31 protein-coding genes are annotated in these 25,597 nt (G+C 72.4%); 14 read left to right on the top strand and 17 right to left on the bottom strand.

The genetic code is table 11. The features are described from left to right. Positions 1 to 76: 76 nt before the first annotated feature. Both kdpA and KVF89_RS00880 read right to left on the bottom strand, forming a co-directional pair. Positions 77 to 1,735, bottom strand: coding sequence for a potassium-transporting ATPase subunit KdpA (gene kdpA, locus KVF89_RS00885; protein ID WP_257422611.1), 1,659 nt, complete (start codon positions 1,733 to 1,735; stop codon positions 77 to 79). Next, entirely contained in the window at positions 1,735 to 1,824 is a 90-nt protein-coding gene (locus KVF89_RS00880; protein ID WP_257422610.1) for a potassium-transporting ATPase subunit F, read from the bottom strand. Before KVF89_RS00880 ends, kdpA begins: the two co-directional genes overlap by 1 nt. 195 nt (positions 1,825 to 2,019) lie before the next feature. Between KVF89_RS00880 and KVF89_RS00875 the strand changes: the two genes are divergently transcribed. Beyond that, on the top strand, positions 2,020 to 2,493 hold the full coding sequence (locus tag KVF89_RS00875) for an acyl-CoA thioesterase (RefSeq protein ID WP_257422609.1): 474 nt from the start codon (positions 2,020 to 2,022) through the stop codon (positions 2,491 to 2,493). On the opposite strand, the gene KVF89_RS00870 is transcribed toward KVF89_RS00875, so the two are convergent. The 4 genes from KVF89_RS00870 to KVF89_RS00855 all read right to left on the bottom strand — a co-directional run bounded on the left by KVF89_RS00870 (position 2,471) and on the right by KVF89_RS00855 (position 5,946). Then, positions 2,471 to 3,250 carry a DUF4184 family protein gene (locus KVF89_RS00870; protein WP_257422608.1) on the bottom strand — a complete coding sequence of 260 codons (780 nt, stop codon included), beginning with the start codon at positions 3,248 to 3,250 and terminating at the stop codon, positions 2,471 to 2,473. The two genes, KVF89_RS00875 and KVF89_RS00870, sit on opposite strands and share 23 nt — an antisense overlap. A 1-nt stretch (position 3,251) precedes the next feature. Further along, entirely contained in the window at positions 3,252 to 3,554 is a 303-nt protein-coding gene (locus KVF89_RS00865) for a DUF1905 domain-containing protein (protein ID WP_257422607.1), read from the bottom strand. A 71-nt stretch (positions 3,555 to 3,625) separates the two neighbouring features. After that, complete coding sequence (locus tag KVF89_RS00860) at positions 3,626 to 4,909, bottom strand: ankyrin repeat domain-containing protein (RefSeq protein WP_257422606.1); 1,284 nt, start codon at positions 4,907 to 4,909, stop codon at positions 3,626 to 3,628. Next, a complete protein-coding gene (locus KVF89_RS00855) occupies positions 4,906 to 5,946 on the bottom strand; it encodes an SMP-30/gluconolactonase/LRE family protein (protein ID WP_257422605.1) in 1,041 nt (346 codons plus the stop codon). Before KVF89_RS00855 ends, KVF89_RS00860 begins: the two co-directional genes overlap by 4 nt. 112 nt (positions 5,947 to 6,058) lie before the next feature. Here KVF89_RS00855 and KVF89_RS00850 point away from each other — a divergent pair, with 112 nt between their 5' ends. Genes KVF89_RS00850 through KVF89_RS00840 form a run of 3 tightly spaced genes read left to right on the top strand, consistent with a single transcriptional unit; the run spans position 6,059 to position 8,407 of the window. Next, complete coding sequence (locus tag KVF89_RS00850; protein ID WP_257422604.1) at positions 6,059 to 7,291, top strand: sensor histidine kinase; 1,233 nt, start codon at positions 6,059 to 6,061, stop codon at positions 7,289 to 7,291. Beyond that, positions 7,288 to 7,914, top strand: coding sequence for a response regulator (locus KVF89_RS00845; protein ID WP_257422603.1), 627 nt, complete (start codon positions 7,288 to 7,290; stop codon positions 7,912 to 7,914). The genes KVF89_RS00850 and KVF89_RS00845 overlap by 4 nt, the downstream gene beginning before the upstream one ends. A gap of 13 nt (positions 7,915 to 7,927) precedes the next feature. After that, positions 7,928 to 8,407: a nucleoside deaminase gene (locus KVF89_RS00840; protein ID WP_257422602.1), complete on the top strand. Its 480-nt coding sequence runs from the start codon at positions 7,928 to 7,930 to the stop codon at positions 8,405 to 8,407. A 131-nt stretch (positions 8,408 to 8,538) separates the two neighbouring features. Here KVF89_RS00840 and KVF89_RS00835 read toward each other — a convergent pair whose 3' ends face one another. The 3 genes from KVF89_RS00835 to KVF89_RS00825 form a co-directional block, all read right to left on the bottom strand. Further along, positions 8,539 to 9,744, bottom strand: a complete 1,206-nt coding sequence (locus tag KVF89_RS00835; protein WP_257422601.1) for an NAD(P)/FAD-dependent oxidoreductase — start codon at positions 9,742 to 9,744, stop codon at positions 8,539 to 8,541. A 178-nt stretch (positions 9,745 to 9,922) separates the two neighbouring features. Further along, positions 9,923 to 10,192 carry a hypothetical protein gene (locus tag KVF89_RS00830; protein WP_257422600.1) on the bottom strand — a complete coding sequence of 90 codons (270 nt, stop codon included), beginning with the start codon at positions 10,190 to 10,192 and terminating at the stop codon, positions 9,923 to 9,925. 49 nt (positions 10,193 to 10,241) lie between these two features. Then, on the bottom strand, positions 10,242 to 11,306 hold the full coding sequence (locus tag KVF89_RS00825) for an oxygenase MpaB family protein (protein WP_257422599.1): 1,065 nt from the start codon (positions 11,304 to 11,306) through the stop codon (positions 10,242 to 10,244). A 51-nt stretch (positions 11,307 to 11,357) separates the two neighbouring features. Here KVF89_RS00825 and KVF89_RS00820 point away from each other — a divergent pair, with 51 nt between their 5' ends. From KVF89_RS00820 to KVF89_RS00810, 3 genes are read left to right on the top strand one after another with little or no spacing between them, the layout of a single operon-like run. Next, on the top strand, positions 11,358 to 11,969 hold the full coding sequence (locus KVF89_RS00820) for a TetR/AcrR family transcriptional regulator (RefSeq protein WP_257422598.1): 612 nt from the start codon (positions 11,358 to 11,360) through the stop codon (positions 11,967 to 11,969). Positions 11,970 to 11,974: 5 nt separating this feature from the next. Beyond that, the gene (locus KVF89_RS00815; RefSeq protein ID WP_372497838.1) at positions 11,975 to 12,454 is read left to right on the top strand and encodes a GNAT family N-acetyltransferase; all 480 of its coding nucleotides are present in this window, start codon (positions 11,975 to 11,977) and stop codon (positions 12,452 to 12,454) included. Continuing rightward, a complete protein-coding gene (locus KVF89_RS00810; RefSeq protein WP_257422596.1) occupies positions 12,451 to 12,942 on the top strand; it encodes a GNAT family N-acetyltransferase in 492 nt (163 codons plus the stop codon). Before KVF89_RS00815 ends, KVF89_RS00810 begins: the two co-directional genes overlap by 4 nt. Here the strand turns inward: KVF89_RS00810 and KVF89_RS00805 are convergent. Further along, on the bottom strand, positions 12,902 to 13,756 hold the full coding sequence (locus tag KVF89_RS00805; protein ID WP_257422595.1) for a helix-turn-helix domain-containing protein: 855 nt from the start codon (positions 13,754 to 13,756) through the stop codon (positions 12,902 to 12,904). The genes KVF89_RS00810 and KVF89_RS00805 overlap by 41 nt on opposite strands. 128 nt (positions 13,757 to 13,884) lie before the next feature. On the opposite strand from KVF89_RS00805, the gene KVF89_RS00800 reads away from it, so the two are divergent. Together KVF89_RS00800 and KVF89_RS00795 are read left to right on the top strand one after the other, a co-directional pair. Then, positions 13,885 to 14,274 carry a VOC family protein gene (locus tag KVF89_RS00800; protein WP_257422594.1) on the top strand — a complete coding sequence of 130 codons (390 nt, stop codon included), beginning with the start codon at positions 13,885 to 13,887 and terminating at the stop codon, positions 14,272 to 14,274. A 68-nt stretch (positions 14,275 to 14,342) separates the two neighbouring features. Then, positions 14,343 to 14,615: a hypothetical protein gene (locus tag KVF89_RS00795; RefSeq protein ID WP_257422593.1), complete on the top strand. Its 273-nt coding sequence runs from the start codon at positions 14,343 to 14,345 to the stop codon at positions 14,613 to 14,615. A gap of 14 nt (positions 14,616 to 14,629) precedes the next feature. Here KVF89_RS00795 and KVF89_RS00790 read toward each other — a convergent pair whose 3' ends face one another. From KVF89_RS00790 to KVF89_RS00770, 5 genes are all read right to left on the bottom strand, one after another. Then, on the bottom strand, positions 14,630 to 15,973 hold the full coding sequence (locus KVF89_RS00790; protein WP_257422592.1) for an NAD-dependent succinate-semialdehyde dehydrogenase: 1,344 nt from the start codon (positions 15,971 to 15,973) through the stop codon (positions 14,630 to 14,632). A 34-nt stretch (positions 15,974 to 16,007) separates the two neighbouring features. After that, entirely contained in the window at positions 16,008 to 16,808 is an 801-nt protein-coding gene (locus KVF89_RS00785) for an ABC transporter permease (protein ID WP_257422591.1), read from the bottom strand. After that, complete coding sequence (locus tag KVF89_RS00780) at positions 16,808 to 17,728, bottom strand: ABC transporter permease (RefSeq protein WP_257422590.1); 921 nt, start codon at positions 17,726 to 17,728, stop codon at positions 16,808 to 16,810. Before KVF89_RS00780 ends, KVF89_RS00785 begins: the two co-directional genes overlap by 1 nt. Before the next feature lie 2 nt (positions 17,729 to 17,730). Continuing rightward, positions 17,731 to 18,912, bottom strand: a complete 1,182-nt coding sequence (locus KVF89_RS00775) for an extracellular solute-binding protein (protein WP_257422589.1) — start codon at positions 18,910 to 18,912, stop codon at positions 17,731 to 17,733. Between the two features lie 74 nt (positions 18,913 to 18,986). After that, positions 18,987 to 20,072, bottom strand: coding sequence for an ABC transporter ATP-binding protein (locus KVF89_RS00770; RefSeq protein ID WP_257422588.1), 1,086 nt, complete (start codon positions 20,070 to 20,072; stop codon positions 18,987 to 18,989). Between the two features lie 131 nt (positions 20,073 to 20,203). Here KVF89_RS00770 and KVF89_RS00765 point away from each other — a divergent pair, with 131 nt between their 5' ends. Both KVF89_RS00765 and KVF89_RS00760 read left to right on the top strand, forming a co-directional pair. After that, positions 20,204 to 20,950 (top strand): FadR/GntR family transcriptional regulator, encoded by a 747-nt coding sequence (locus tag KVF89_RS00765; protein WP_257422587.1) that lies wholly within the window; start codon positions 20,204 to 20,206, stop codon positions 20,948 to 20,950. Then, complete coding sequence (locus KVF89_RS00760) at positions 20,947 to 21,669, top strand: cache domain-containing protein (protein ID WP_257422586.1); 723 nt, start codon at positions 20,947 to 20,949, stop codon at positions 21,667 to 21,669. The genes KVF89_RS00765 and KVF89_RS00760 overlap by 4 nt, the downstream gene beginning before the upstream one ends. An 8-nt stretch (positions 21,670 to 21,677) precedes the next feature. On the opposite strand, the gene KVF89_RS00755 is transcribed toward KVF89_RS00760, so the two are convergent. Continuing rightward, complete coding sequence (locus KVF89_RS00755; RefSeq protein ID WP_257422585.1) at positions 21,678 to 22,277, bottom strand: dihydrofolate reductase family protein; 600 nt, start codon at positions 22,275 to 22,277, stop codon at positions 21,678 to 21,680. Positions 22,278 to 22,630: 353 nt separating this feature from the next. Here KVF89_RS00755 and KVF89_RS00750 point away from each other — a divergent pair, with 353 nt between their 5' ends. The 3 genes from KVF89_RS00750 (at position 22,631) to KVF89_RS00740 (ending at position 24,965) form a co-directional block, all read left to right on the top strand. After that, positions 22,631 to 23,422, top strand: a complete 792-nt coding sequence (locus KVF89_RS00750; protein WP_257422584.1) for a helix-hairpin-helix domain-containing protein — start codon at positions 22,631 to 22,633, stop codon at positions 23,420 to 23,422. Positions 23,423 to 23,484: 62 nt separating this feature from the next. Further along, on the top strand, positions 23,485 to 24,093 hold the full coding sequence (locus tag KVF89_RS00745) for a carboxymuconolactone decarboxylase family protein (RefSeq protein ID WP_257422583.1): 609 nt from the start codon (positions 23,485 to 23,487) through the stop codon (positions 24,091 to 24,093). Continuing rightward, entirely contained in the window at positions 24,090 to 24,965 is an 876-nt protein-coding gene (locus KVF89_RS00740) for an RNA polymerase sigma-70 factor (RefSeq protein WP_257422582.1), read from the top strand. The genes KVF89_RS00745 and KVF89_RS00740 overlap by 4 nt, the downstream gene beginning before the upstream one ends. Here the strand turns inward: KVF89_RS00740 and KVF89_RS00735 are convergent. Beyond that, a complete protein-coding gene (locus KVF89_RS00735) occupies positions 24,949 to 25,584 on the bottom strand; it encodes a TetR/AcrR family transcriptional regulator (RefSeq protein WP_257422581.1) in 636 nt (211 codons plus the stop codon). The two genes, KVF89_RS00740 and KVF89_RS00735, sit on opposite strands and share 17 nt — an antisense overlap. Positions 25,585 to 25,597: the final 13 nt, after the last annotated feature.

The following is a 25,597-nucleotide window of genomic DNA, read 5'->3' as shown; positions in this document are numbered from 1 at the left end:
GTGCTCGGATCGGGGTCCCCGCGATGTTGTTCGGCGGAGGAGCGGAGCGGGGGAGTCGAAGAAGATCGTGGGGTGATCATGCGAGGGCCTCTGCGATCGGTCCGAGGGCGAGCGCCGGGAAGTAGGTGAGGCCGGTCATGATCACGATGACGCCGACCAGCATCCCGACGAAGAGTGGCTTGTGGGTGGGGAGGGTTCCGGCGGTCACCGGGACCTTGCCCTGCTGGGCCAGCGAGCCGGCCAGGAGCAGGACGAGCACGATCGGGATCAGCCGGCCGAGGAGCATCGCCAGACCGAGCGTGACCTGGAAGAAGTCCGAGGTGACCGTGATGCCGCCGAAGGCGCTGCCGTTGTTGTTGGCGGCCGAGGTGTAGGCGTAGAGCACCTCGCTGAACCCGTGGCCGCCCGCGTTGCCCATCGCGTCGGCGGTGGAGTCGCGGGAGATGGCCACTCCGGTGCCGATCAGCACCAGCGCCGGGGTGGTGAGCGTGTAGAGGGCGACGTACGTCATCTGCCGGGCGCTGATCTTCTTGCCCAGCAGCTCGGGGGTGCGCCCGACCATGAGGCCGCAGATGAACACGGCCAGGATCGCCATGACCAAGATGCCGTAGATGCCCGCTCCGACACCGCCGGGCGCGATCTCGCCGAGCATCATGTTCAGCAGCACCGTGCCGCCGCCGACCGGGGTCATCGAGTCGTGGGCGGAGTTGACGGCACCGGTCGAGGTGCCGGTCGTGGCCACCGCGAACAGGGCCGAGCCCCACTCGCCGAAGCGGGTCTCCTTGCCCTCCATGGCGGCGCCGGCCACCTGCGCCGTCGGCGACTGCGCGCTGACCTCCGCCCAGGTCGTCAGCGTGAGCGCCGCGAGCATCAGCACGCCCATCGCGCCCAGGACGGCCAGGCCCTGCCGACGGTTGCCCAGCATCGTGCCGAGAGTGCGGGTCAGCGAGATCGGCAGGACGAGGATCAGGAAGATCTCGAACAGGTTCGTGAAGGCGTTGGGGTTCTCGAACGGGTGCGCGGCGTTCGCGTTGAAGAAGCCGCCTCCGTTGTTGCCCAGGTTCTTGATGACCTCCTGGCTGGCGACCGGCCCACCCGGCAGCACGTGGTCCTGGCCCGCCAGGGTGGTCATGGTGCTGTCCTGGAAGCTCTGGATGACGCCGCCCAGGAGCAGGACGACCGCACCGACCAGGGCGAGCGGCAGCAGGATCCGGAGCGTGCCCCGGGTCAGGTCGACCCAGAAGTTGCCGAGCGAGCCGCTGCGGACCCGGGTGAAGCCGCGGATCAGGGCGACCGCGACCGCGATGCCGACCGCAGCGGACAGGAAGTTCTGCACCGCCAGCCCGGCCATCTGGGCCGTGAAGCCGAGGGTCGACTCACCGGCGTAGGACTGCCAGTTGGTGTTGGTGACGAACGAGATCGCGGTGTTGAAGGACATCCAGAACGGCATGCCCTCGAGGTCGCGGCTCATCGGGAGCTGCGCCTGCGCCAGCAGGATGCCCATCAGCAGCACGATGCTGGCGAGGGAGAACCCCACGACGCTGAGGGCGTAGGCCTTCGGGCTCTGCTCGGCATCGGGGTTCACGCCCGTCAGGCGGTAGACCCCGCGCTCGACCCGGAGGTGCTTCCCGCTGGTGAAGACGCGCGCCATGTAGTCGCCCAGGGGCACGTACACGATCGCGAGCAGGGCGATGAGGGCGGCGATCGACAACAGACCGCCAGCGGTGTCGGACACTAGAAGCGCTCCGGAAGGATCAAGGCCAGGAGCAGGTAGATCGCGACGGCGATCACCCCTGCTATCAGGAGGCCGGCTTGCATGCTCATGGCTCCAGCAAAGTGCCGCCGACGGTGGGAACGAGCCGTGTTGACGCGTTCTTGACGCCGCTTGACGCGCATTTGCCGAGCCGACGGCAGCTGTAACTATCTGTCGTTGCCACTACCGCACCGGTCTACGGGTACGGCAGTGGCAACAACCGGTAGTTACACGTGTCGGTGCACCCGCCTGGGAGGATGCGACCCGTGGGCGACGTCTTCGACTGCGAGATCCAGGCGCGGATGCGCGACATCAACCTCGGCGGCCACGTCGACAACGTGGAGGCGCTGCGGGTGCTCGACGAGGCCCGGCTGCTGTTCTTCCGGCACGCGGTGCTGACCGCGGACAACGAGCGCCGCGGCCTGCTCCGCGACCTCCCGTCCGGCGTCGCCGAGCTGGTCGGCGCGCAGCGCGTCGACTACCACTCCGAGATGCGCTTCGTCGCCTTCCAGCCCTTCCTGGTCCGGATCTGGGTCAGCCACGTCGGACGGTCCTCCTGCGCGGTCTCCCTCGAGCTGCGGGTCGCGCCGGACCACGCCCCGGCCGTCGTGGCCGAGACCTCCACGGTGTTCTGGGACACCGCGGCCGGCTCGGCATGGCCGGTCTCGGACGCGGTGCGCGCCGCCCTGGAGTCGTACGCCGGGCCGCCGGTCGCGCTCAGGGACCGGCCCGGTCGCTGACCTCCCCGGCGGCTGCCTCCCCGGCGGCTGCCTCCCCGGCGGAAGCCTCCCCGGCCAGGCGCCAGGCCAGCGCCACGAGCAGCACCAGCGCCGCCAACGCGAGGATCCCGGCGACCGCCGCGTCGAAGGCGGCGGCATGCCAGCCGGCATCGAGGTTGACGAGTCCGGCGGCGAGCGAGACCGCCGTCGCGACGGCGAACCCGGCCGGCAGCGTCGCGGCGGGGAGCCGCCGCGACCGCGGCGTACCTCCCCGGGAGCGGCGAACGTGCAGCACGATCGCCAGCGCGGTCACCAGCAGGCCGACGATCCCCGACGCGAACTGCGCCCACTGCTGACCGGGCAGCGGACCGTGCGTCTCCTGCAGCCACCCGACCTGCCGCACGCCCCAGCGGCCCGGGTGGGTGAAGGCGTCCCAGACGACGTGGGTCATCGACCCGAGGACCGCGGCGAGCGGCGCGAGCAGCCAGGCGCCGCGGCCGATCCGGGCTCGGCTCGGGAGCCGGTCCCGGACGAGGGCGGGTGTCGTGTCGACGAGCGCGTCGCGACCCCACCGGTCCCAGAACGCCAGCAGCACGACCGTGACAGCGAGGTCGACGGTCACGATCCCCAGCGGGCTGTGGGTGAAGTCGTAGAGCGCCCAGGTCCGCGCGAGCACCGGCAGGTCCGGGACCATGGAGCCGATGACCATCGCCGACAGGGGCAGCCCCAGGCCCCGCAGCGGCAGGACGGCGGCCGGATGGGCGAGGGTGACGGGCACGTCAGTCCTCCGTCCCGTTCCTCGAGGCCAGCTCCAGCTCGGCGGTCAGCTCCTGTCCGACCTCGATCCCCTCGGCTCGGCGTACGGCGACGCGCAGCGGCACCAGGTAGCGCCCGTCCTTGGGGAAGAGTGCCGTGCGGAAGCCGGTGGCACCGATCCGGACGTCGACCGCCACCTGCCCCCAGTACTCCAGCCCGCGAGCGGCCTCCTTGATGTCCTCGCTCTCCTCGTCGGGGACGGCGAGGAAGACGAAGGGCGCGGGTCCGCGCCACTCGATCACGGGACCGGTGCAGGAGAAGGGCACCCCGGACACGGTAGCCGTCGCAGTGGCCGGGGCCGTCGTGCTACCCGAACGGGCGCCCTCCCCGACGTCGGTCAGCCGCGCAACCGGGCCGCGATCTCGTCGTACCCGCGCCGCTCGGCGTGCCGCAGCGGCGTGACGCCCTCGCGGTCGGTGATGGCCGGGTCGGCGCCGGCGGCGAGAAGGACCCGGACGATCTCCTGGTACGGCTCGCTGCCGTCGCCGAGGATGATCGCCTCGAGCATCGCGGTCCAGCCGAGGTCGTTGACGTGGTCGATGTCGACCCCGGTCTCCACGACCCGGCGGATGTAGTCGACGTGGCCGCGCTCCCCGGCGGGGATGGGCGAGAGGCCGCCGTACCGGTTCTCGATCGACAGGTCCGGCTCGGCCGGGAGCAGCGCCTCGAGCATCGCGACGCTGCCGGTCACGCCGGTGACCAGCCACGGGGTGTCGTGGCGGTCGTCGAGGGCGTCGGGGTCTGCGCCCATCGCCACGAGGACCTCGGCCACGGCGACGTGGTCGTACGTCGACGCCAGCAGGAGCGCGGTGCGCTCGTGGTCGTCCCGGGCCTCGATGTCGGCGCCCGCCCGGAGCGCGACGGCCACGGCGTCGGCGTCGCCGGTGCGGGCTGCGCGCAGCAGCGCGGCGTCGGCGTCGGCAGGCAGGTCGGCGGTGGTCACGGTGCTCAGGATCCTCTCCAGGCCGTCGTACCCGCGCTCGCGGGCCATCTGCAGCGGGGTCAGTCCCGCCGATGGCGAGACCGCGTCGAGCTGGACGCCGCCGGCGGCCAGCACCCGCACGGTCGTGGCATAGGACGGCGTGTCCTCGCCGAGCCAGACCGCCTCGTGGATCGCCTGGTAGCCGATCCGGTTCACGTGGTCGCGGTCGATGCCGGCCCGGAGCAGCTCACCGACGACGAGACCGTGGCCGCGCTCGGCGGCCCGGATCAGGCCGGTGCCGTTCCAGCTGTCCTTGTCGTCGATCTCCGCTCCGTTGCGCAGCGTCAGGCGCAGCAGCTCGAGGTGTCCCTCGCTGGTGGCGACGAGGTACGCCGACTGCTCGGTGTCATCCTTGGCGTTGACGTCGGCGCCCTGCCGCACGAGTCTGCGGGCAGCCTTCACGTCGTCGGCCCAGGCAGCATCGCGGAGCCGCTGGTCGAGCTCGGCCTGCGGGACGGCAGGGGCCTCCGAACCGGCCGAGGCCGGCTCGGAGGGCGTGGCCGGGCCGGAGGGCGTGGCCGCCGGGCTCGTCGTGCGATCCCCGCCGGCGGACGGGTCCGCCGTACCGGCGGGGTCACCGCCCCCGCACGCGCCCAGGACGAGCGCGAGCGGGAGGGCCACGACGAGCCGGCGCCTCATCGGGTCGGGTCCGCGATGACCTCGTAGGGACCGGAGGCGATCTGCTCGTCGAACTTGCTGTCGACGTACAGGATCTGGCCGCGGAGCTCCTTGGCGGTCGTGAGCACGCGGTCCGGTGAGGTGGCGCGCTGGCGGATCAGCTTCGCCTTGCGGCCGTCGGCGGACAGGCGCAGCGTCGCGACCTGCCTCTTGAAGTTGCGCACGACGGTGAGGCGGTCGCCCTGCAGGACCAGGCCGTCGGCGTCGGTGAGGTCGGCGCCGCCGGTCCTGACCTGGCTGACCTTGCCGGTCGCCAGCGAGAAGCGCCACAGGCGGCCGGTGTTGCCCTGCGCGACGACCAGCGCCTTCTGGTCCTCGCTGACGACGATGCCGCCGAGGTTGAAGCCGGGCTGGCCGGCGATCCTGTCGCTGGCGTCGGCCCAGAGCCTCACGCCCCAGCCCAACTTGTCCTGGGCTACCCGGTAGATCTCGGCGTCCTTGGAGTTGGTGAAGTACGCCGCACCGTCGGGGCCGATCGCGACGTCGTTGAGGAACACCGGCTTGCCCGGGATCTGCAGGGCGGCGAGGAGCCTGCCCGACTTCGAGTAGACCCACAGGTCCGGGCGGGCCGCGTTGTCGGTGCCCGCCGGGTCGATGCCGTTGGGGCCGCCGTTGCTGATGCCGTTGGGGCCGCCGGCGACGTAGACGCGGCCCTTGGCGTCGACGGTGACGCCGCGGGCGGTGAACCGGCCGTCGGTGCCGTTGCCGGCGATCCACTCGCGCGTCCGAGCGGTGCCGACCGTGCCGCGGTGGAGCTCGCCGCCGGTCACCTCGCTGACGTAGAAGCGGCCGCGCTTCTCGTCGGCGCCGATGCCCTCGAACTTCGAGCCGGCCGGGTTGTTCGCGTCGACCGGGTCGCCGGTGAGCAGGTAGCTCGCGGCGCGGCCGTGGTCGCGGTCCGCGGCGGTGGCGGCCGTCGTACCGGCGAGACCGGTGAGGCTCGCGGTGGCGGCGGTCGCGACGAGCAGGGAGCTGGTGATGAGGTGGTTGCGCTTCATGTCCACCACTCTGCGGCGTCGACCGGGGCCCGCACGTCGGGCAGCCGGCTACCGCCCGATAGCCAATCGGTTGATGCCGTCCTCGCCCCATCCTCCCTACGCTGGTCCCGTCATGTCCGTCCTCCAGCCCGCCCGCCGCCCCGGCGAGCACGGCATCCTCGCCCCGGCGAGCCGCCTCGACCGATGGCTGCTCGTCGTCCTGGTGGTCCTGCTCGTGACCTGCGCGGTGCGGTACGTCGACCGGCACGCCCTCGACGCGGCCGGGGTCGCCGTCCTGGCCGGCGCGCTCGTGCTCGGCCTCGCCTACGCCACCCGCGGGCTGCTGGCCGACCGGAGCTGGTGGCCGACCGTGTGGGTCACCGGCATGGTCGTCCTGTGGGGCGCGCTGACCGCGGTGGCACCGTCCTTCGCGTGGTGCGCGGTCCCGGTCGCCTTCGCGGTGCTGCGGGTGCTGCCCTTCGCGTGGGCGGTCGGCACGGTGGTGCTGATGACCGTGCTGCTGACCGCCGCCTGGCAGCGGATCACGACCGGCTTCGACCCGGTCCAGGTCGCCGGGCCGATCGGCGTCGGGCTGGTCACCGTGCTGGCCTACCGCGCGCTGGACCTCGAGTCGCGGGCCAGGCAGGACCTGCTCGACCAGCTGGTCGAGGCCCAGGCCGAGCTGGCCGAGGAGCAGCACCGCACCGGCGCCCTCGCCGAGCGGACCCGCCTCTCGCGGGAGATCCACGACTCCGTGGGACAGGGCCTGTCCAGCATCAACCTGCTGCTCCAGGCGGCCGAGCGGGCCTGGTCCACCCAGCCGGCTGCGGCCCGCGAGCACGTCCGCACCGCCGCGGCGACCGCCCGCGACGGCCTCGACGAGGTGCGCCGCGTCGTGCGCGACCTGGCCCCCGCCGACCTGGCCGGCGACGTCACCGGCACCGCGCTGCCCGCCGCCCTGCGCCGCGCGGCCGACCAGCTCGCGCAGGCGGTGCCCGGCATGCGGATCGAGGTCCGCGTCGACGGCGAGCCCGTCATCGTCCCCGCCGAGGTGGCGGCGGCGCTGGTGCGCACCGCTCGCGGCGCGCTCGCCAACGTCCGCGAGCACGCCGGTGCCGGCCGGGTGGCGCTGACCCTGACCTACCACGTGGACGAGGTGGTGCTCGACGTACGCGACGACGGCCACGGCTTCGACCAGGTCGACCTCGGGCACCAGGTGCGTCCGTCCGGTACCCGCGGACGGGGGCTGGCCGGCATCCGCGACCGGGCCGAGGCACTGGGCGGGCGCGCCGACGTCGAGAGCGCTCCCGGGGAGGGCACGACCGTGTCGGTCCGCTTCCCCGTGCGCCAGGAGGAGGAACGATGATCCGGATCGTGCTGGTCGACGACCACCCGGTGGTCCGTGCCGGGCTGCGCGCCCTGGTCGAGGGGCAGGACGACCTGTCCGTCGTCGGCGAGGCCGACGGGCTCGATCGCGCCGTCGTCGTCGTGCAGGCGGACCGGCCCGACGTCGTGCTGATGGACCTGAGCCTCGGCGACGGCGAGGCCGGCGGTGCCGAGGTGACCGCGGCGCTGCGAGCACTGGCCGCGCCGCCGGAGGTGCTGGTGCTGACGACGTACGACACCGAGTCCGACATCCTGCGGGCGCTGGAGGCCGGTGCGCGTGGCTACCTGCTCAAGGACGCGCCACCCGACGAGCTGTTCGCCGGGATCCGCGCCACCGCGCGCGGGGAGACCGTACTCGCCCCGTCGGTGGCGGCGACCCTCGTGCGGCGCACGACCCCCGGCGCCGTCTCCATCACCGAGCGCGAGGTCGAGGTGCTCGAGCTCCTCTCCCGCGGGCTCGGCAACAAGGAGATGGCGCGCGAGCTGTTCGTCTCCGAGGCGACGGTGAAGTCGCACCTCTCGCACATCTACACGAAGCTCGGCGTCGACACCCGGGCCGGCGCCGTCGCGGCCGCGATCGAGCGCCGCATCATCCGAGCCTGAGGAGGCACTCCCGATGACCATCTCCGCCGACGACCGCCGTCACCTGGACCGCTGCGTCGAGCTCGCCGAGGCGGCCGTGGCCGCCGGCGACGAGCCGTTCGGCTCGGTGCTCGTCGCCGCCGACGGCACCGTGCTGATGGAGGACCACAACCACGTCAGCGGAGGTGACGGCACCCGGCATCCCGAGCTCGCGATCGCCCTGTGGGCGGCGGCTCAGGTGCCGGTAGCCGAACGTGCTTCGTTGACCGTCTACACGTCCGGCGAGCACTGCGCGATGTGCTCGGCCGCGCACGCCTGGGCCGGCCTGGGCCGGATCGTCTTCGCGACGTCGACGCCCCAGCTCGTGCAGTGGTACGCCGAGCTGGGCCTGCCCGCCTCCCCGGTCGCCGCGCTCCGGATCGCCGAGGTCGCTCCCGGGCTGCCCGTGGACGGGCCGGTCGAGGAGTACGCCGAGCGGGTGCGGGCGCTGCATGCCCGGCACCACGCGGGCTGAGCCCGAGCTGCTCCGAGGCGGCCCGGGGGCGGGCGAACCGGCGCGGAAAGTGCTGCGGTTTGGGACCAAACCGTGCAATTTCGGGCCCGGGGCATGCAGTCTCTGCCCAATGAGAACTGGTCAGACCAGCCTCAGGCGAGGTCGGCCAGCGGCACCGAGGGGTCCCGCACGGCATCGGTGGCCGGACCGCCGACCACGGCGCGCAGCGGGTCGATCGCGTCCCAGTCGTTGAGGTGCATGCCGGCGATCACCCGGTCGCCGCGGAGCCACAGCACGCTGGCGTGCCGGGCGGCGAGGTCGCCGCGGACCACGAGGGCGTCGTACCCGGCGGCCGCGTCGACGTGGCCGACGTACTCCATCCCGAGGTCGTACTGGTCGGTGAAGAAGTACGGCAGCCGGGTGTAGGGCTCGTCGGCGCCGAGCATGACCCGCGCGGCGTGCCGGCCCTGGTGGATGGCGGTGTCCCAGTGCTCGACGCGGACCCGGGTGCCGAGCGCGGGGTGGTCGTGGTGGGCGACATCGCCGGCGGCGAAGACGTGCGGGTCCGGAGTGCGCAGCCGGGCGTCGACCAGGATCCCGTTGTCGACCGCGAGGCCGGACTGCGCGGCGAGCGCGTCCGCGGGCGTGACACCGACCGCGACCAGCAGCAGGTCGGCGACGACCGGCCGGCCGTCCTCGACATGGACGACCGCCTTGCCGTGGTCGTGCTCGACGCCGGCGACGCGGACACCGAGACGCAGATCCACGCCGTGCTCACGGTGCAGGTCCGCGAAGACCGTGGCGAGCTCGTCGCCGAGCACCCGCCGGAGCGGGAGCGGTGCCGCCTCGAGGACCGTCACCTCGGCCCCGCGCTGCCGGGCGGCGGAGGCGACCTCGAGCCCGATCCAGCCGGCACCGATGATCGCGACCCGGGCACCCTCGGTCAGACCGTCTCGCAGGACCAGGGCGTCGTCGAGGGTGCGCAGGTACCGCACCGGCGCGCCCGACGCGTCGGCCATCGGGAGCCGGCGCGGGGTGGCGCCGGTCGCGAGCAGCAGCCGGTCGTAGGCCAGCTCCTCCGCCCCGAGCCGCACCCGCCGCCGGTCCAGGTCGATCCCGGTCGCGACGGTCCCGATGCGCAGGTCGACCTGCTGCTCGTCGTACCAGTCCCGGGGGTGGACGAACGCCGCGTCCGGCTCGGCCGAGCCGAGCAGGATGCCCTTGGAGAGCGGCGGGCGCTCGTACGGCGCGTGCGGCTCCTCCGCGGCGACCACGATGTCGCCGGTGTGGCCCTGGCTCCGCAGCTCGGCGACCGCGTTGGCCGCGGCCAGGCCGCCGCCGACCACCACGACGTTCATCGCCGGCCCCGGGTCAGGTCGACGACGGGACCGTCGGCGACGATCCGGGGACGCCACCTCTCCTCTAAAATAGTCACGCTTCCAATTTAGAACCCGGGAACGCTCGCCTGTCAACCGCCGGACCCGTCGTGCGCACCCGCCGTGCGCACTCGTCGCGCGGTCGGCCGACGCGAGGGCGTCAGCCCCGCTGGACGGCGGCGAGCACGGCGTCGAGCTTCGCCTTGAGCTCCGGCACCTCGTCGAGCAGGACCAGCTTGTCGTTGAGGTCGCCGAGCAGCGTCTGCACCTGTCCCAGCACGTCGCGGGTCTCGGCGAGCGTGGCGTCCACGGTGCTCAGCTTGCCGTCGACGTCGACCAGCGTGGCGTCGACGTTGCCCAGCGCGGCCTCGGCGTTCTTGAGCACCTTGTCGGTGCGCTTGAGGATGTCGGCGACGGGGTTGAGGCCCACGGGCTCTCCTTCGGGTACGACGCGGGTGGGGTCACTCGGGCGGGCCGACTCAGGCCAGGCGCCCGAGCACCGGCTCCGACTCGACGAGTCCGGCGTCGCTGGGCGCCTCGCCGCGGCCGAAGACCTTGTCGTGCTGCTTCGCGCGCCAGGCGAGGTGTGCCTCGGCAGGCCGGTCGTACCCGTACCGCTCCTGCGCCTGGGTGGGCGTGAGCAGCTCCGGGGTCACCGGTGGCACGCCGAGCAGGATCGGCGCGACCACCGGGACCGTACTGGGGGACAGCAGACCGAGGATCCGCAGCTGGAGCCGCTTGCTCGTCGAGATCCCGGCGAAGGTGGCGCGCAGCACCGGCCGCGTGACGAGGTCCACGGCCCGCGGCTGGGTCACATCGCCCATCTCCCGCATCCAGTGCGGCAGGGTCGCGATCACGCCGGCGCGGAAGAACCGGCCGATCACCCAGCGGGCGGGGCGCGCCACCAGGGGCACGTCGTCGGCGAGCTGGCTGACGTCCATCAGGTGCGCCATCGCCCGGCGGGCGATCGGCGAGCCGGACATCACCGGCCGCATCCGCTCGTAGTAGGCGTGCAGCTCGGCCCGCGAGCGCGGGACGTCGTCGGGCGAGCAGGTCTGCAGCTCGGCGGCCCGGGCACACTCCGCCCAGTACTGCGCCTCGTCGGCCTCGGACAGCCGCCCGGGGCCGTACATCTCGTAGGCCTTCAGGACCGAGTGCCAGCCGGTGACGAGGATCCACAGCTGCGAGTCGGGGTCGTTGGCGTCGTACCGGCCGCCTCCGTAGGGCTCGGTGCCGATCGCCTTGCTGTGCACCTTGACCAGGACGTCCGCCGCGCGCGCGGTGGTCCGGCTGTCGCCGAACGCGACGAGGGCGAAGTAGTGGATCGTGCGGTCGTAGCGGGTCTTCGGCCGTCGGTAGATGTCCTGGGTGCGGTCGACCGACGCCACCAGGTTCGGGTCGAGCTCCTCGACCACGACCGCCCGGCTGAAGCCGATCGTCAGCGACGTCGGATAGCCCCAGACCTTCCAGGCCACCGACTCGGGGCCGAAGAAGCCGTAGTCCTCGGCGGGCGTGATGTCGCGCGTGCGCTTGCTGGTCGCCATGGGCCTAGAATGCTACACAACTGTAGTAAATGGAACCCTAGAGTGGACGCCATGCCCGAGCCGGCCCGCAAGCGACGCCCGTACGCACCGCGCGTGCCGATGGTCGAGCGCCGCGAGCAGCTCCTCGACGCGGCGCTCACCATCATCGACCGCGACGGGTACGACGGCGTCTCGATCGACGCGGTCGCCCGCGAGGTCGGCGTCACGCGTCCGGTCGTCTACGGCGCCTTCGACGGGCTCGGCCCGCTGCTGACGACCCTCCTCGACCGCCAGCAGGAGCGTGCCCTGACCCAGCTCTTCGCCGCCCTCCCCCTCGACGCCGCCGGCGACGACCCGGTCGCGGTGGTCGAGCGCGCCGTTCCCGCCCTGCACGCGATGGTGCTCGCCGACCCCGTCACCTGGCGGGCGATCCTGGCCTCGCCGGTCACGGTCCCCGACGTCGTGCGGGAGCGGATAGAAGGTGACCGCGAGCGGGTCCGGGCGGTGATCGAGCAGCTCGTCGCGGGCGTGCTCGGCGAGCCGGCCGATGCCGAGGTGCTCTCCCACGGCATCCTCGCCCTGCTCGACCACTTCGGCCGGCTGGTCCTCGCCGACCCCGGCCGGTTCACCGCCGAGCGCCTCACCGGCGTGATCGGCTCGCTGACGAAGGCGTGGTTCGCATGACCGACCTGCCCGCGACGCCGGCCGTCCGGCTCGCCACTCCCGCCGACGCGTACGTCGTCGGCGGGCTCCTCTTCGACTTCAACACCGAGTTCGGGTCGCCCACGCCGAGCGCGGCCGACTTCGGCGACCGGTTCACCTCCCTGCTGGCCCGCCCCGACGTGTTCGTCGTGCTCACCGAGGACCGGGCCACCGGCGCCGCGACCGGCTTCGGCTACCTCACCCTGCGCCCCACGCCGTACGGCGACGGACCGCTCGGCCAGCTCGAGGAGCTGTACGTCGTGCCGACCCTGCGGGACCGGGGCATCGGCACCGTCCTGCTCACCACGGCGGTTGCGGAGGTCGAGCGGCGCGGCGGGATCGAGGTGCACATCAACGTCGACGAGGTCGACGTCGACACCCGGCGCTTCTACGAGCGGCACGGGTTCACGAACATCCAGCCCGGCGAGGACTACCGGATGCTCTGCTACCTGCGGGAGCTCGCATGAGCGCCGCACCCCGGCTCCGCCCGGCCGGACCCGACGAGGGCGCCGCACTGACGACGCTCGCGCTGCGCTCGAAGGGCCACTGGGGCTACGACGCCGCCTTCCTGGCAGCGTGTCGCGACGAGCTGACCGTGCGCGACGAGGAGCTGACCGACCGCCGCGCGGTCGTCGCCGAGGTCGACGGCCGGATCGTGGGCTTCCGCACCCTCGAGGGACGGCCGCCGAACGGCACCGTCGGCATGATGTTCGTCGACCCCGACCTGATCGGCCGGGGCGTCGGCCGCGCCCTGATCACCGACCTCCTCGACGAGGCCCGAGCAGCCGGCTTCGCGTCGCTCAGCATCGACGCCGACCCCAACGCCGAGGCGTTCTACCTGGCTGCGGGAGCGGTCCGTGTGGGCGCCGTTGCGTCCGGCTCGATCCCCGGCCGGGTGCTCCCCCGGCTCGAGCTCACCCTCGCTCCGGACCGACCGGACCGGGCTCCGCGCTGAACTCCCCCGGCGTGAGGCCGGTGGCGGAGCGGAAGTCGCGGGTGAAGTGCGCCTGGTCGGCGTACCCCAGCTCGGCGGCCACCCGGGCCAGGTCGACGGCCGAACCGGCCCGCAGCAGCTCCGCCGCGTCGTGCAGCCGGCGCCGCTGGACCAGCCACTTCGGGGAGAGCCCGATGCGGCGCCGGGTCAGCCGCTGCAGCGCACGCTCCCCGAGGTCGAACTTGGCGCACACCTGCGAGACCCGCTGCACCTCGCGGTCGCCCTCGACGTACTCGACGACGGCGTTGACCAGGCGACCCTCGTCGTCCACCGGTGCGAGTACGGCGAGCGCCTCGGCCACCAGCGCACACGCCTCCCGCTGGCGGGCGATCTCGGCGGGGTCGTCGCCGAGCGCGGCGCGGACCGCCGCGACCAGGCCCGCCGCGTCGAGACCGGAGACGGTCGCGAGGTCACGTCGCTCGTTGGTCAGCTCCGCGACCGGGCCGCCGACCAGCGCGAGCCCGGCGGCGGGCTGCATCATCACGCCGACGGCCCAACCGGACCCGCTCAGCTCCTCGGTGCTCAGTCCGGCGTGCGGCCCGACCAGCTGTCCGCCGGCAGGGCCGACCACGACCTGGCACACGGGGTACTGGAGCACCCGCTGCACCGAGGTCGTCCCCGGCTCCAGGGACCAGACCGGCACCCAGAACCGGCGGACGGCGTCCGCGAGCGACGGCGGCGGGGCATAGCGCCGCAGCGAGGGACTGAACCCCCGGACGTCGCGCAGCTGCGCGGCCTCGACCACGTCGAGCGGTCCGTCCGGCTGCCAGCGCATGTGTCGGATTATGTCGGCAGCACGGCCGAGACGCGCGACGGCAGCGCGCTGCCGTGTCATCGCAGAGACACGGCCGACTGTCGGGAATCTTCAAGACGGGTGTCGGTGCCACGAGGCAGGGTGGGCAGATGACCACTCCTGTCACCGAGCTCATCGCCTTCACCATCGACACCGCCGATGCCGCCGCGCTGGCCCGCTTCTACGCCGACCTGACCGGCGGCGAGGTGACCGGGGACTACCCGGAGTACGGGTACGCCTCGGCCTCCGTCCTCGGCGCGACCTTCAACTTCCAGACCGTCAAGGACTTCTCCCGCCCGCAGTGGCCCGGCCAGGAGCACCCGCAGCAGTTCCATCTCGACTTCCGGGTCCCCGACCTGGAGGCGGCCACCGAGCACGCGACCTCGCTCGGCGCCACCGTCGCCGAGACGCAGCCGGCCGCCGGCGTCGGCGGCTCCTGGCGGGTCCTGCTCGACCCCGACGGCCACCCGTTCTGCCTCTGCCCGCCGCAGGAGGGCTGACCCGGCTGCCGGGCCACCGGTCCGGCGAAACCGGTGACAGTTCGGCACATCCCGGCGCATCATGGGGCATGCGCCGGGTGCACCCACCCCTTCCGAGCGCGGGCGCGGCCTACCTGGACCCCCGCGGCGACGGCCGCGCGCTGCGGGTGAGCTGGCATTCCGAGGCCGACGTCGTCGTGCTCTCGCTGTGGCGCGACAACGTCTGCACGGGCACCTTCCAGCTCGCGCTCGAGGACGTGCCCGGCCTCGTCGACCTGCTCAGCGCCCGCTATCGCGACACCTCCGGCGAAGAGGGCTCCTACCAGCCCGACCCCCTTCGCCGGGTGCGCGACGGAGCCTGACCCCCGCTCCGACGTCAGCCGGCCGTGCGGATCAGCTTCTTGTTGACGAACTCCTCCATGCCGTAGCGGCTCAGCTCGCGACCGAAGCCGGAGCGCTTGACGCCGCCGAAGGGCAGCTCGGCGGCGTCGAGGCCGACCCCGTTGACGAAGACCATGCCGGCCTCGATCTGGTCGGCGACGCGCTGGGCCTGGGCGGCGTCGGTGGAGAAGACGTAGGAGCCGAGGCCGTAGGGCGTGTCGTTGGCGATCCGCACCGCGTCGTCCTCGTCGCTCGCGCGGAAGACCATGGCGACCGGGCCGAAGAGCTCCTGGTGGTACGCCGGGTTCTCGGTGGTGATGCCCGACAGCACGCCGCTGGGGTAGAACGCGCCTTCGCGCTCGCCCGCGGTGGCGAGCGTCGCGCCGCCGGCGACGGCCTCGCCGACCTGCTTGTCCAGGTTGTCCGCGGCGGTGACCGAGGAGAGCGGCGAGCCGCCGGAGGCCTCGAGCAGCTTCTCGGTGAAGCGGGAGACGAAGTCGTCGTACAGGCCGTCGACGACGATGAACCGCTTGCCGCCGTTGCAGACCTGGCCGGCGTTGTCCATGCGCGCGAAGACCGCGGCCTCGACGGTGGCGTCGAGGTCGTCGGAGGACAGCACGATGAACGGGTCGGAGCCGCCGAGCTCGAGGACGACCTTCTTGAGGTTGCGCCCGGCGATCTCGGCGACGGCCGCGCCGGCCCGCTCGGAGCCGGTCAGCGAGACACCCTGGACGCGCGGGTCGGCGATGACGTCGGCGATCTGCTCGTTGGTGGCATAGATGTTGACGTAGGCACCCTCGGGGAAGCCCGCATCGCGGAAGATCTGCTCCTGCAGCGCGGCGGACCGCGGGCACTGCGGGGCGTGCTTGAGCAGGATCGTGTTGCCGGTGACCAGGTTCGGGCCGGCGAAGCGGGCGATCTGGTAGACGGGGAAGTTCCACGGCATGATCCCGAGCAGGACGCCGACCGGCGTCCGGCGGATGACCGCGGTGCCCTCGCCCTCGCCGAGCTCGATCGGCTCGTCGGCGAGGAAGCGCTCGGCGTTGTCGGCGTAGAACTCGTAGATCGAGGCGGAGAAGTCGACCTCGCCCTCGGCGTCGGCGAGCGGCTTGCCCATCTCCTCCACCATCGCGGCGGACAGCTCGGCGCTGCGCTCGCGGTGCAGCTCGGCGACCCGGCGGACCAGGGCCGCGCGCTCGGCGACGCCGGAGGTGCGGCCCCAGGAGCCGTACGCCGCGGAGGCCGCGTCGATCGCGGCGGCGATGTCGGCGTCGGTGGCGGTCGGGAAGGTCTCGACCAGCTCCCCTGTCGCGGGGTTGCGGACGGCGTACTCGGTCATGGGGTGAGACTCCTTCGGGAGGGACAGCGGTGGGTCAGTGGGCGGCTTCGACGTCCGAGGACAGTCGCTGCGCGAGCCAGACGGGGAGGATCGAGAACACGATCAGCACCACGGCGACGACGTTGACCACCGGCGCCTGGTTGGGGCGGAACATGTTGTTGAGGATCCAGATGGGCAGGGTGTTGGCGCCGTTGCCGGCGGTGAACGTGGTCACGATGATCTCGTCGAAGCTCAGTGCAAAGGCCAGCATGCCACCGGCGAGAAGGGCCGAGCGCAGCTGTGGGAGCGTGACCAGCCGGAAGGTCGTGAACACGCCGGCGCCGAGGTCGGACGAGGCCTCCTCGAGGCTGGTGCCCAGCCGGCGCAGCCGCGCCTGCACGTTGTTGAAGACGGTGACGATGCAGAACGTCGCGTGGGCGATCACGATCGTCCAGATCGACAGGTCGACGCCGAGGATGCCCTTGAAGCCGTTGTTGAGCGCGATGCCCGTGACGACGCCCGGCAGCGCGATCGGGAGGATCACCAGCAGGTTGACCGAGCTCTTGCCGAAGAACGAGTACCGCTGCAGCGCCAGGGCCAGCAGGGTGCCGAGGACGAGCGCCAGCAGGGTCGCGATCGCCGCCACCTGCAGGCTGGTCACCAGGGCCTCGCGGACACCGGAGCTGTGCGCCGCCCGCTCCCACCACTCGAAGGTGACGCCTCGCGGCGGCCAGGTCATCGACTGGCTCGGGTTCACCGAGTTGGCGACGACGACGAGCAGGGGCAGGTAGATCAGCGCGAGCACGCCGAAGGTGAGGCCGGCCAGGACCTTGCGGGACAGAGGACTGAGGGTCATCACATGTTCTCCAGTGCGCCCGTGCGGCGGATCGCGGTCAGCAGCACGACCATCACCGCGATCGGGATCATCGCGATCGCCGCCGCGAGCGGCAGGTTGTTGGCCGCGCCGGCGTTGATGAAGATGAGGTTGCCGAGCATCTGGTTGGCCCCGCCGACGATGTTGACGGTGATGTAGTCGCCCATCGTCAGCGAGAAGCTGAAGATCGCGCCGGCCACGATGCCGGGGACGAGCAGCGGCATCACGATCGAGCGCAGCACCATGCCGGTGGGGGCACCGAGGTCGCCGGCCGCCTCGAGCAGCGAGTCGGGGACCCGCTCCAGCGCGGCGAAGATCGGCAGGATGACGTACGGCAGCCAGATGTAGGCCTGCGTGATCACGACGGCGGTGAGGCCGTAGCCCGGCGAGCCGAGCCCGCTCCACTCGGCCAGGCCGCCCTCGGACAGCACCACCCGCCACGAGAAGACCTTGACCAGGTAGCTGGCCCACAGCGGGGTGAGCACCGCGACCACCAGCATCCGGCGCGCCCGCGGCGAGGCGACCTTGGCCATGTAGAAGGCGATCGGCAGCGCGATCGCCACGTCGATCACGGTCACCGCGACCGCGACGCCGACGGTGCGGAGCGCGACATTGCGGTAGACCTCGTTCTCGAGGAGCGTGCGGAAGTTCTCCAGCGTCCACGAGCGGTCGATCTCACTGCTGAGGCTGTCGACCGACCACAGCGAGGTGATCAGCAGGGCCACCAGCGCGACGACGTAGACCAGCAGCATCCAGGCGAGCGGCGCGGAGAGCAGGAGGGAGAGGCGCAGCCACACCATCCGGTGCAGCAGCCGGGAGCCCGGCCGGGCCACCGGCCCCCGCAGCGCGGGGGCCGGGGCCTGGTCGTTCCGGGCGTCGGGAGCGCGGGACGTGACGGACATGATCAGCCCTTGATCTCCGTCCACGCCTCGGTCCACTGGGCGTAGTTGGTGCACTGCACGTCGGTCCGACCGTCGAGGCACTTCTCGATCGGGGTCCGCCAGAACCACAGCTGCTTCGCGTACTCCTCGTCACCGGCGTGGAACGTCTCGCAGTGCTTCGGGTCGGTCGTCTGCGCGCAGGCCTCGGGGCTGTTGGGCGCCTCGCCGAAGTACTCGGTCGCCTGGGCGTTGGCCTCGGGGCTGAGGATGTAGTCCATCCACTTGTAGGCGCAGTTGGGGTTCTTGGCCTGCGACGACAGCATCCAGGTGTCGTTCCACGCGGTGGCGCCCTCGGTGGGCAGCGTGACGTCGACGTCCGGGTTCTCGATGCTGTTCTTGATCACCTGCCAGGTGGTGCCGACGACCGAGTCGCCGGTCTCGAAGGCCTGGACCTCCTTGAGGTAGTCCGACCAGTACTCGCCGACGTACTGGCGCTGCTCCTTGAGCAGGGCCACGGCCGCGTCGAGCTGGTCCTCGTCCAGCGCGTAGGGGTTCTCGATGCCGAGGTCGGGCTGGGTCTTCATGAGGTACAGCGCGGCGTCGGCGATGTAGATCGGCGAGTCGTACGCCGTCACCTTGCCCTTGTTGGCCGCGAGCTGCTCCTTGTCGAAGACGGCGCCCCACGAGGTCGGCGCCTCGGCGAAGTTCTTCTTGTTGAACATCAAGAGGTTCGCGCCATAGCCGTGCGGGACGCCGTAGTTCTTGCCGTCCGCCGAGTTCCACTCGGTGTCCTTGAGGAAGTCGTAGACGTTCTCGTAGTTGGGCACCAGGTCGGTGTTGATCGCCTGGGCCTCGTCGGACGCGATGAGCCGCAGCGACAGGTCGCCAGAGGCCGCGATCACGTCGTACTCACCGGACTTGGCGAGGTTGAGCGCCTCGTCGGAGGTGCCGTAGACCTTGCTGGTCACCTCGCAGCCGGTGTCCTTCTCGAAGGCGGAGACCCAGTCGACGGCGGGGTCGTTGCTGCCGTCCTCGACGTAGCCGGGCCACGCGAGGATCGAGACCTGGCCCTCGGCCTTGCCGACCTTCTCGACGGCCTCGGTCTTCTTGTCGTCGTCGCCACTGCCGCAGGCACTCAGCACGGACACCGAGAGCAGGGTCAGGCAGGCCGTGGCGACGCGGCCTCTCCGGAGGGTGTTCTTCATCGGGTTCTCCCCTTCTGGTTGGGACGGAGACTGGTGGGGTTGCAGGTGCGTGGGAGCACGGGGCTGGGCGCGGCTCAGGAGCCGGCCGCGAGCGGGACCACGTCGGCGCGGGCGAACCGGACGGTGACGTCCTCGCCGCGGTGCTCGCGGGTGTCGAGCGAGCCGGTCGACTGCTCGAGCGCGACCAGCTCGACGCCGTCGGAGGTGCGCAGGTGCACGCGGTTGCCGGTGCCGAGGTAGATCGTCTCGACGACCACCGCCTCGAGGCGGACCTCGTCGGGGCGGGCACTCCCCTCGCTGTCGGGCTCCGTGCCCGCGGAGAGCCGGAGCCGCTCGGGCCGGACGGCGTGCTCGCCGGCCACCCCGAGGATCCGCTGGGAGGTCGCGGAGTCGAAGAGGTTCGTGGTGCCGACGAACCCGGCGACGTACGCCGAGGCGGGGCTCTCGTAGATCTCGCGCGGGCTGCCGAGCTGCTGGATGCGGCCGGCGTCGAAGACGGCGATCCGGTCGCTGAGGGTGAGCGCCTCCTCCTGGTCGTGGGTGACGAACACGAAGGTGATGCCGAGCTCGCGCTGGAGCTGCTTGAGCTCGACCTGCATCTGCTCGCGCAGCTTGAGGTCGAGGGCGCCGAGCGGCTCGTCGAGGAGCAGCACCCGCGGCTGGAGCACGATGGCTCGCGCCAGGGCGACCCGCTGGCGCTGGCCGCCGGACAGCTGCGCCGGCCGCCGGGCGCCGAGGTGGCCGAGCCGGACCGTGTCGAGCGCCTGCTGGGCGCGCTCGCGACGCTCCTTCTTGCCGAGTCCGCGCACGCGCAGGCCGTAGCCGACGTTGTCGAGGACGCTCATGTGCGGGAAGAGCGCGTAGTCCTGGAACACCGTGTGGACGTCGCGCTCGAAGGGCGCGGAGCGCGTGACGTCGACGCCGCCGAGCTCGACGGTGCCGGCGCTGGCCTGCTCGAAGCCGGCGATCAGCCGCAGCACGGTGGTCTTGCCCGAGCCCGACGGGCCGAGCATCGAGAAGAACTCGCCGTCGGCGATGTCGAGGTCGACGGCGTCGACCGCGACGACGTCACCGAAGGTCTTGCGAAGGCCGCGCAGCGTGATCGCGGGGGTGCGGTCGACTGCAGCCGCCTCAGCGGGAGCACTGGTCGAGAGGGACATCGATGTGCCTTTCGTCACGTTCAGATCGGCGTTAACATATGACTTCACAGTTCAAAGCACAAGAGCGTCCGGCAAGATTGCCCCGAAAAGGCGACACGCGGGGGTCGTCCGGGACTGGAGGAGGAGAGACGGTGGCCGTGCCGTTCTACGGACGTGCATCCGCGGCGGTGTTCTCACCGCTGGAGTCGCTGAGCCGTTCGGAGCTCGTCGTACGTCGGCTCACCGACGCGATCGCGCTCGGCCTCCTCCCCGATGCCGAGCAGCTCCCCGGCGAGCTGGACCTCGCGGGGATCTTCGGCGTCTCCACCGTCACCGTCCGCGAGGCGCTGTCCGTGCTGCGCTCCGAGGGACTGATCGAGACCCGCCGCGGACGTGGCGGCGGCAGCTTCGTGCGCACGCCCGAGAACGGCGTCAGCCACCTCGCCCGCCGCCGGCTCGACGGGTTCAGCCTCGGCGAGCTGCGCGACCTCGGCGACGTGTACGCCGCCATCTGCGGCGCCAGCGCGGCCCTGGCCGCCCGGCGGTCCAGCCCCGACGACGTCGATCGGCTGCAGCGGGTCGCCGACGCGCTCGAGCACGCGGAGAAGCCCGACGCCCGTCGGCGGGCCGACGCGCAGTTCCACATCGAGGTGGCCGCGGCCGCCCAGTCCCCCCGCCTCTACCACGAGGAGGTCGGCCTCCAGGCCGAGTTCGGGACCCTGCTGTGGCTCGCCTTCGGCGACGACGACAGCCACGCCCAGATGGTCCGCAGCTGCCGGGCCGTCGTCGCCGCGATCGCCGACCGCGATCCCCATGCCGCCCGCGAGGCGGCCGAGCAGCGGGTGGCCGACTCCACCGCCCGTCTCATCGACTACCAGCTGAGCGAGGTCCACCGATGAAGTCCTCGAAGCACAGGCTCCGCCTCTCCCCCGGCGACGTCGCGCCGGTGCATGCCGCCGTCGCCGAGCTCGCCGACCAGGCCTTCGGCCTGGCCGACCGGATCGCCGAGACGGTCACCCGCGCCCTCGCCGGGCGGACCGCGCCGCGCCGCGCCGACCTCGACCCGGTCGAGCCCCTCGTCGTCCCCGTGCTCGGCGACGGACGACAGCCCGTGCAGGGAGCGGGCTTCGTCGCCGCGCCCGAGGTCCTCCAGGACGCCGAATGGTGGCTCGAGTGGTTCGCCCGCGACCCCGACGGCCGCCCCCAGCGCCTGGTCACCCACTCCGAGCCGCAGGCGATCGGGTTCTACGACTACGAGCACCTGCCGTGGTTCGTCGTCCCGCGCGACACCGGGCACCGCCACGTCACCGGGCCGTACGTCGACTATCTGTGCACCGAGGAGTACACCCTCACCTTCACCGTGCCCGTCGTCGTCGGCGGCCGGTTCTGCGGCGTGGGCGGCGCCGACATCGCGGTGAAGAACGCCGAGCGGGCCCTGCTCCCGCCGCTGCGCGCCGCCGGGCCCCGGATCGCCGTGGTCAACAGCTTCGGCCGGATCCTGTCGAGCAACAGCGGCCGGCACCTGTGCGGCGACCTCCTCGACGGCGTCTCCTTCGACACCCTGCCGCCGGAACAGCGGGTCCTCGACCTCCCGCTCGCCGTGGTGGCCCTCGACTGAACGCGCCCCTACGCCCGCCGGTAGGTCAGGTGGGTGACGTGCGGCGTGTGCCGGGCCGCCACCGGCTCGAGCCCGAGCGGACCGACCCCGTCGAACATCCGGGAGCCGGTGGCCAGCCCGGCGACGAACGGCGCGACATGGAGCCGCAGCTCGTCGAGCACGCCCGCCGCGAGGCAGGCGTTGATGGTGGAGGCGCCGCCCGCGACGGCGACATCGCGCTCACCGGCGGCGGCGCGAGCCTGCGCGAGCGCCGACGCGAGGCCGTCGGTGACGAAGTGGAAGGTCGTGCCGCCCTCCATCGGCAACGGCTCACGCGCGTGATGGGTGAGCACGAAGACCGGCGCGTGGTACGGCGGGTCCTCGCCCCACCAGCCGCGCCAGGAGAGGTCCCAGTCGCCGCGGCCGGGGTCGAACATGTTGCGGCCCATCACGAAGGCGCCGGCATCGACTATCGCCGCGACCTCCGCCGCGTTGTCGTCGCCGTGCTCGAACATCCAGCTGTGCAGCCGGTGCTCGTCGATCGAGCCGAACGGGTGCTCCAGGGACTGGTCCGCCGCCGCGCCGAAGCCGTCGAGGGTGATGCCGATGTCCGCGGTCACGATGCCCATGCCGGTGCTGACCGGGGCGCGCCCGCGGACTCATCGGTCGGGCCGAGACGAATCGCGGCGATGCTCCTGGAGCGGCTCATTCCCCGACCCGGCGCAGACTGATGCCCCATGCCCGCCGACCCGGCGCAGACTGATGCCCCATGCCCGCCGACCCGGCGCAGACTGATGCCCCATGCCCGCCGACCCGGCGCAGATTGAACTGCTCGTACGTCACTCTGCGCCGGGTCGGCGTCATCTGGGGTTCAATCTGAGCCGGGTCGGCGTCATCTGAGGTTCAATCTGCGCCGGGTCGGCGTCATCTGGGTCCACGATCAGGTCGTCCGCCGCGGGACGGGTTCCCTATGCTCGGGGCCGTGATGATGCGACCCGTCGAGCTCGAGGGCGTCCGCGACGGCACGGTCGACCTGGCCTTCCGCCGCTGGGACCGCCCGCGGGTGAAGGTCGGCAGCCGGCTGCGCACCGCGGTCGGCGTGGTCGAGGTGGTCAGCGTCGAGCAGGTGGGGCTCTCGGCACTGCGCGCCGACGACGCCCGCCGCGCGGGAGCCACATCGCTCACCGCGCTCAAGGGGGCATTGTCAGCACGGCCGGACCGGCCGGTCTTCCGCATCGGCCTGAGGTACGGCGGCCCCGACCCGCGTGAGGCGCTGCGCGCCGCGGTCCCCGACGCCGCGGAGGTTCCTCGCATCCTGGCCGGCCTGGACCGGCTGGACGCGGCCTCCGCGATCGGGCCGTGGACCCGGGCCACCCTGCGCATCATCGACCGCAACCCGGAGGTCCGGGCTCCCGACCTGGCGGCGGAGCTGGGCCGCGAGACCCTCGACTTCAAGAAGGACGTGCGCAAGCTCAAGGAGCGGGGGCTGACCGAGTCGCTGGCGATCGGGTACCGCCTCTCCTCGCGCGGCGAGGCCGTCCTGGACCACGAGGACGGCCCGCGCGAGCGTGCCCCGCGGCGTACCGGATCCCCGTTGCCGCGCACCATCGGCGCCCCCGCCACCCGTGCGCTGCGGGAGGTCGACGTGCACACGCTCGAGGCCGTCAGCGGCTGGCGGCGTGCCGACCTCGCCGCGCTGCACGGCGTCGGGCCGATCGCGCTCGACCGGCTGGAGCAGGCGATGGCGGAGCTGGGCCTCGGCTACGCGACCTGACTGTCACATCCGTCGCACGCCCGGTGTCTTGATGTCGAACCCACCCCAACGAGGAGGACGACATGACCACCACCCCGCACCCCACCCGCGTGCCCGCGGCCCCGATCACCGGCCTCTACGGCGCCCTGGTCAAGAAGTTCGCCGGCCGGATGTTCGGCCGCGTGCCCGAGTCCCTCGGCGTGATGTGGCACCACCTGCCGGCCCTCAAGGCGAGCATGGCCTACGGCCAGAAGCTGCAGAAGTGGGACGCCTGCGACGAGACGCTGAAGACCTACGCGCACATGGCCGTCGCGTCCCTCGTCGGCTGCACCTGGTGCCTGGACTTCAACTACTTCATGTCCCGCGACAAGGGCCTGGACGAGGACAAGGCCCGCGAGGTCCCGCGCTGGCGGGACTCGGCGGTGTTCAGCCCGCTGGAGCGCCAGGTGCTGGAGTACGCCGAGGCGGCGAGCCAGACGCCGCCGACGGTGACCGACGAGATGGTCGCGCCGCTGCTCGCCGCCCTGGGGCCGGCGGGTCTGCTCGAGCTGACGACCGTGATCGGCTTCGCCAACATGACGACCCGCTCCAACACGGCGCTCGGCATCGAGTCCGAGGGCTTCGCGGCGGCGTGCGGCATGAAGCCGCTGGCGCAGCCCGGTCCGTCGGCGACCGTAGGCTCGTCGGCATGAGCGGAGCCGACCCCTTCGTCACCCACCGCAACCTGCTCTTCACCGTCGCCTACGAGATGCTCGGCTCGGCGGCCGACGCGGAGGACGTCGTCCAGGAGACGTGGCTGCGGTGGGACGGGGTCGACGCCGCCGAGGTGCGTGACCCGCGGGCGTACCTGGTCCGCATCGTCACCCGCCAGGCCCTCAACCGGCTGCGCAGCCTGGCCCGGCGACGCGAGGACTATGTCGGCGAGTGGCTGCCCGAGCCCCTGCTGACCGCGCCCGACGTCGCCGAGGACGTCGAGCTCGCGGAGAGCGTCTCGATGGCGATGCTGACCGTGCTGGAGACCCTCGGACCCACCGAGCGCGCGGTGTTCGTACTGCGCGAGGTCTTCGACACGCCGTACGACGAGATCGCGGCCGCCGTGGACAAGACGCCGGCCGCCGTGCGGCAGATCGCGGTGCGGGCCCGCAACCACGTGGCCGCCCGGCGACCGCGGGTCGACGTGGACCGGACCGAGCAGCAGGCCGTGGTCGAGCGGTTCCTCGAGGCGGTGCGGGGCGGCGACCTGCAGGGTCTCCTGGATGCGCTCGCGCCCGACGTCGTGCTGCTGGCCGACCACGGGGGCGTCGCCCAGGCGATCCGCAAGCCGCTGCACGGTCCCGAGCCGGTCGCGCGGCTGCTGGCCAACTTCGCGGTCTTCGCACCCGGGGGCACGGTCGAGTCGGTGTGGCTCAACGGCGCGCCCGGCGCCCGGATCGACGCGCGCGGCGAGCTCACCGCCGTCAGCCTGGAGATCGAGGACGGCCGGATCAGCCGGATCCTGGTGATCCGGAACCCGGCCAAGCTGACCGCGCTCGACGCGGAGGCGACGCTCAGCCGGGATCGCTGAGCGCCGGAGCACCGAGGAGCACCGGCATCAGCCGGTGCACCTGCGCGCGGAGGTCGTCGAGCACGCCCTCCCGCGCGCACAGATGGCCCAGCAGCGCCTGCTGGAACAGGCCGTCGAGCAGGCCGTAGGCGACGTGCGGCGTCATCGCGGCCGGGCGACCGGCGAGCTCGGCGTAGGTCGCCACCACCCGCCAGACCATGTCCTCGAGCGTCTGGTCGATCTGCAGGACCGCCTCGCGCAGGCTCTCCTCGAACATGCTCTGCGAGCGCAGGTCGTACCAGAGCCGGTGCATCGGCGCCTCGTCGACGATCGTCTCGACGAGCTTGTCGGCGAAGGCCGCGACCAGGCCGTCGGCGGTCGACGCCTCGGCCACCACCCCGTCGTAGCGGTGCACGCAGGTGGCCTTGTACTGCCGCACGCAGTAGACGATCAGGTCGAGCTTGTCGTGGAAGTAGTAGTGGACGACGCCGTGGGAGAACTCCGAGTTGTTCGCGATCTCGCGCAGGCTGGCGCGGGCGTAGCCGAGCTCGCCGAGGGTCCGCAGGGCGGAGTCGGCCAGTGCGCGGCGGCGCTCGTCGTGCTTGTCAGCAGGCGTACGACGAGCCGTGGCAGTCGTCATGGGGCCCGAGGCT

It is taken from the genome of Nocardioides carbamazepini, from assembly GCF_024614185.1.
Taxonomy (GTDB): Bacteria; Actinomycetota; Actinomycetes; order Propionibacteriales; family Nocardioidaceae; genus Nocardioides; species Nocardioides carbamazepini.
The sequence above is the reverse complement of the archived record's forward strand: the minus strand, read 5'-3'. Positions and strand labels throughout refer to the sequence as shown.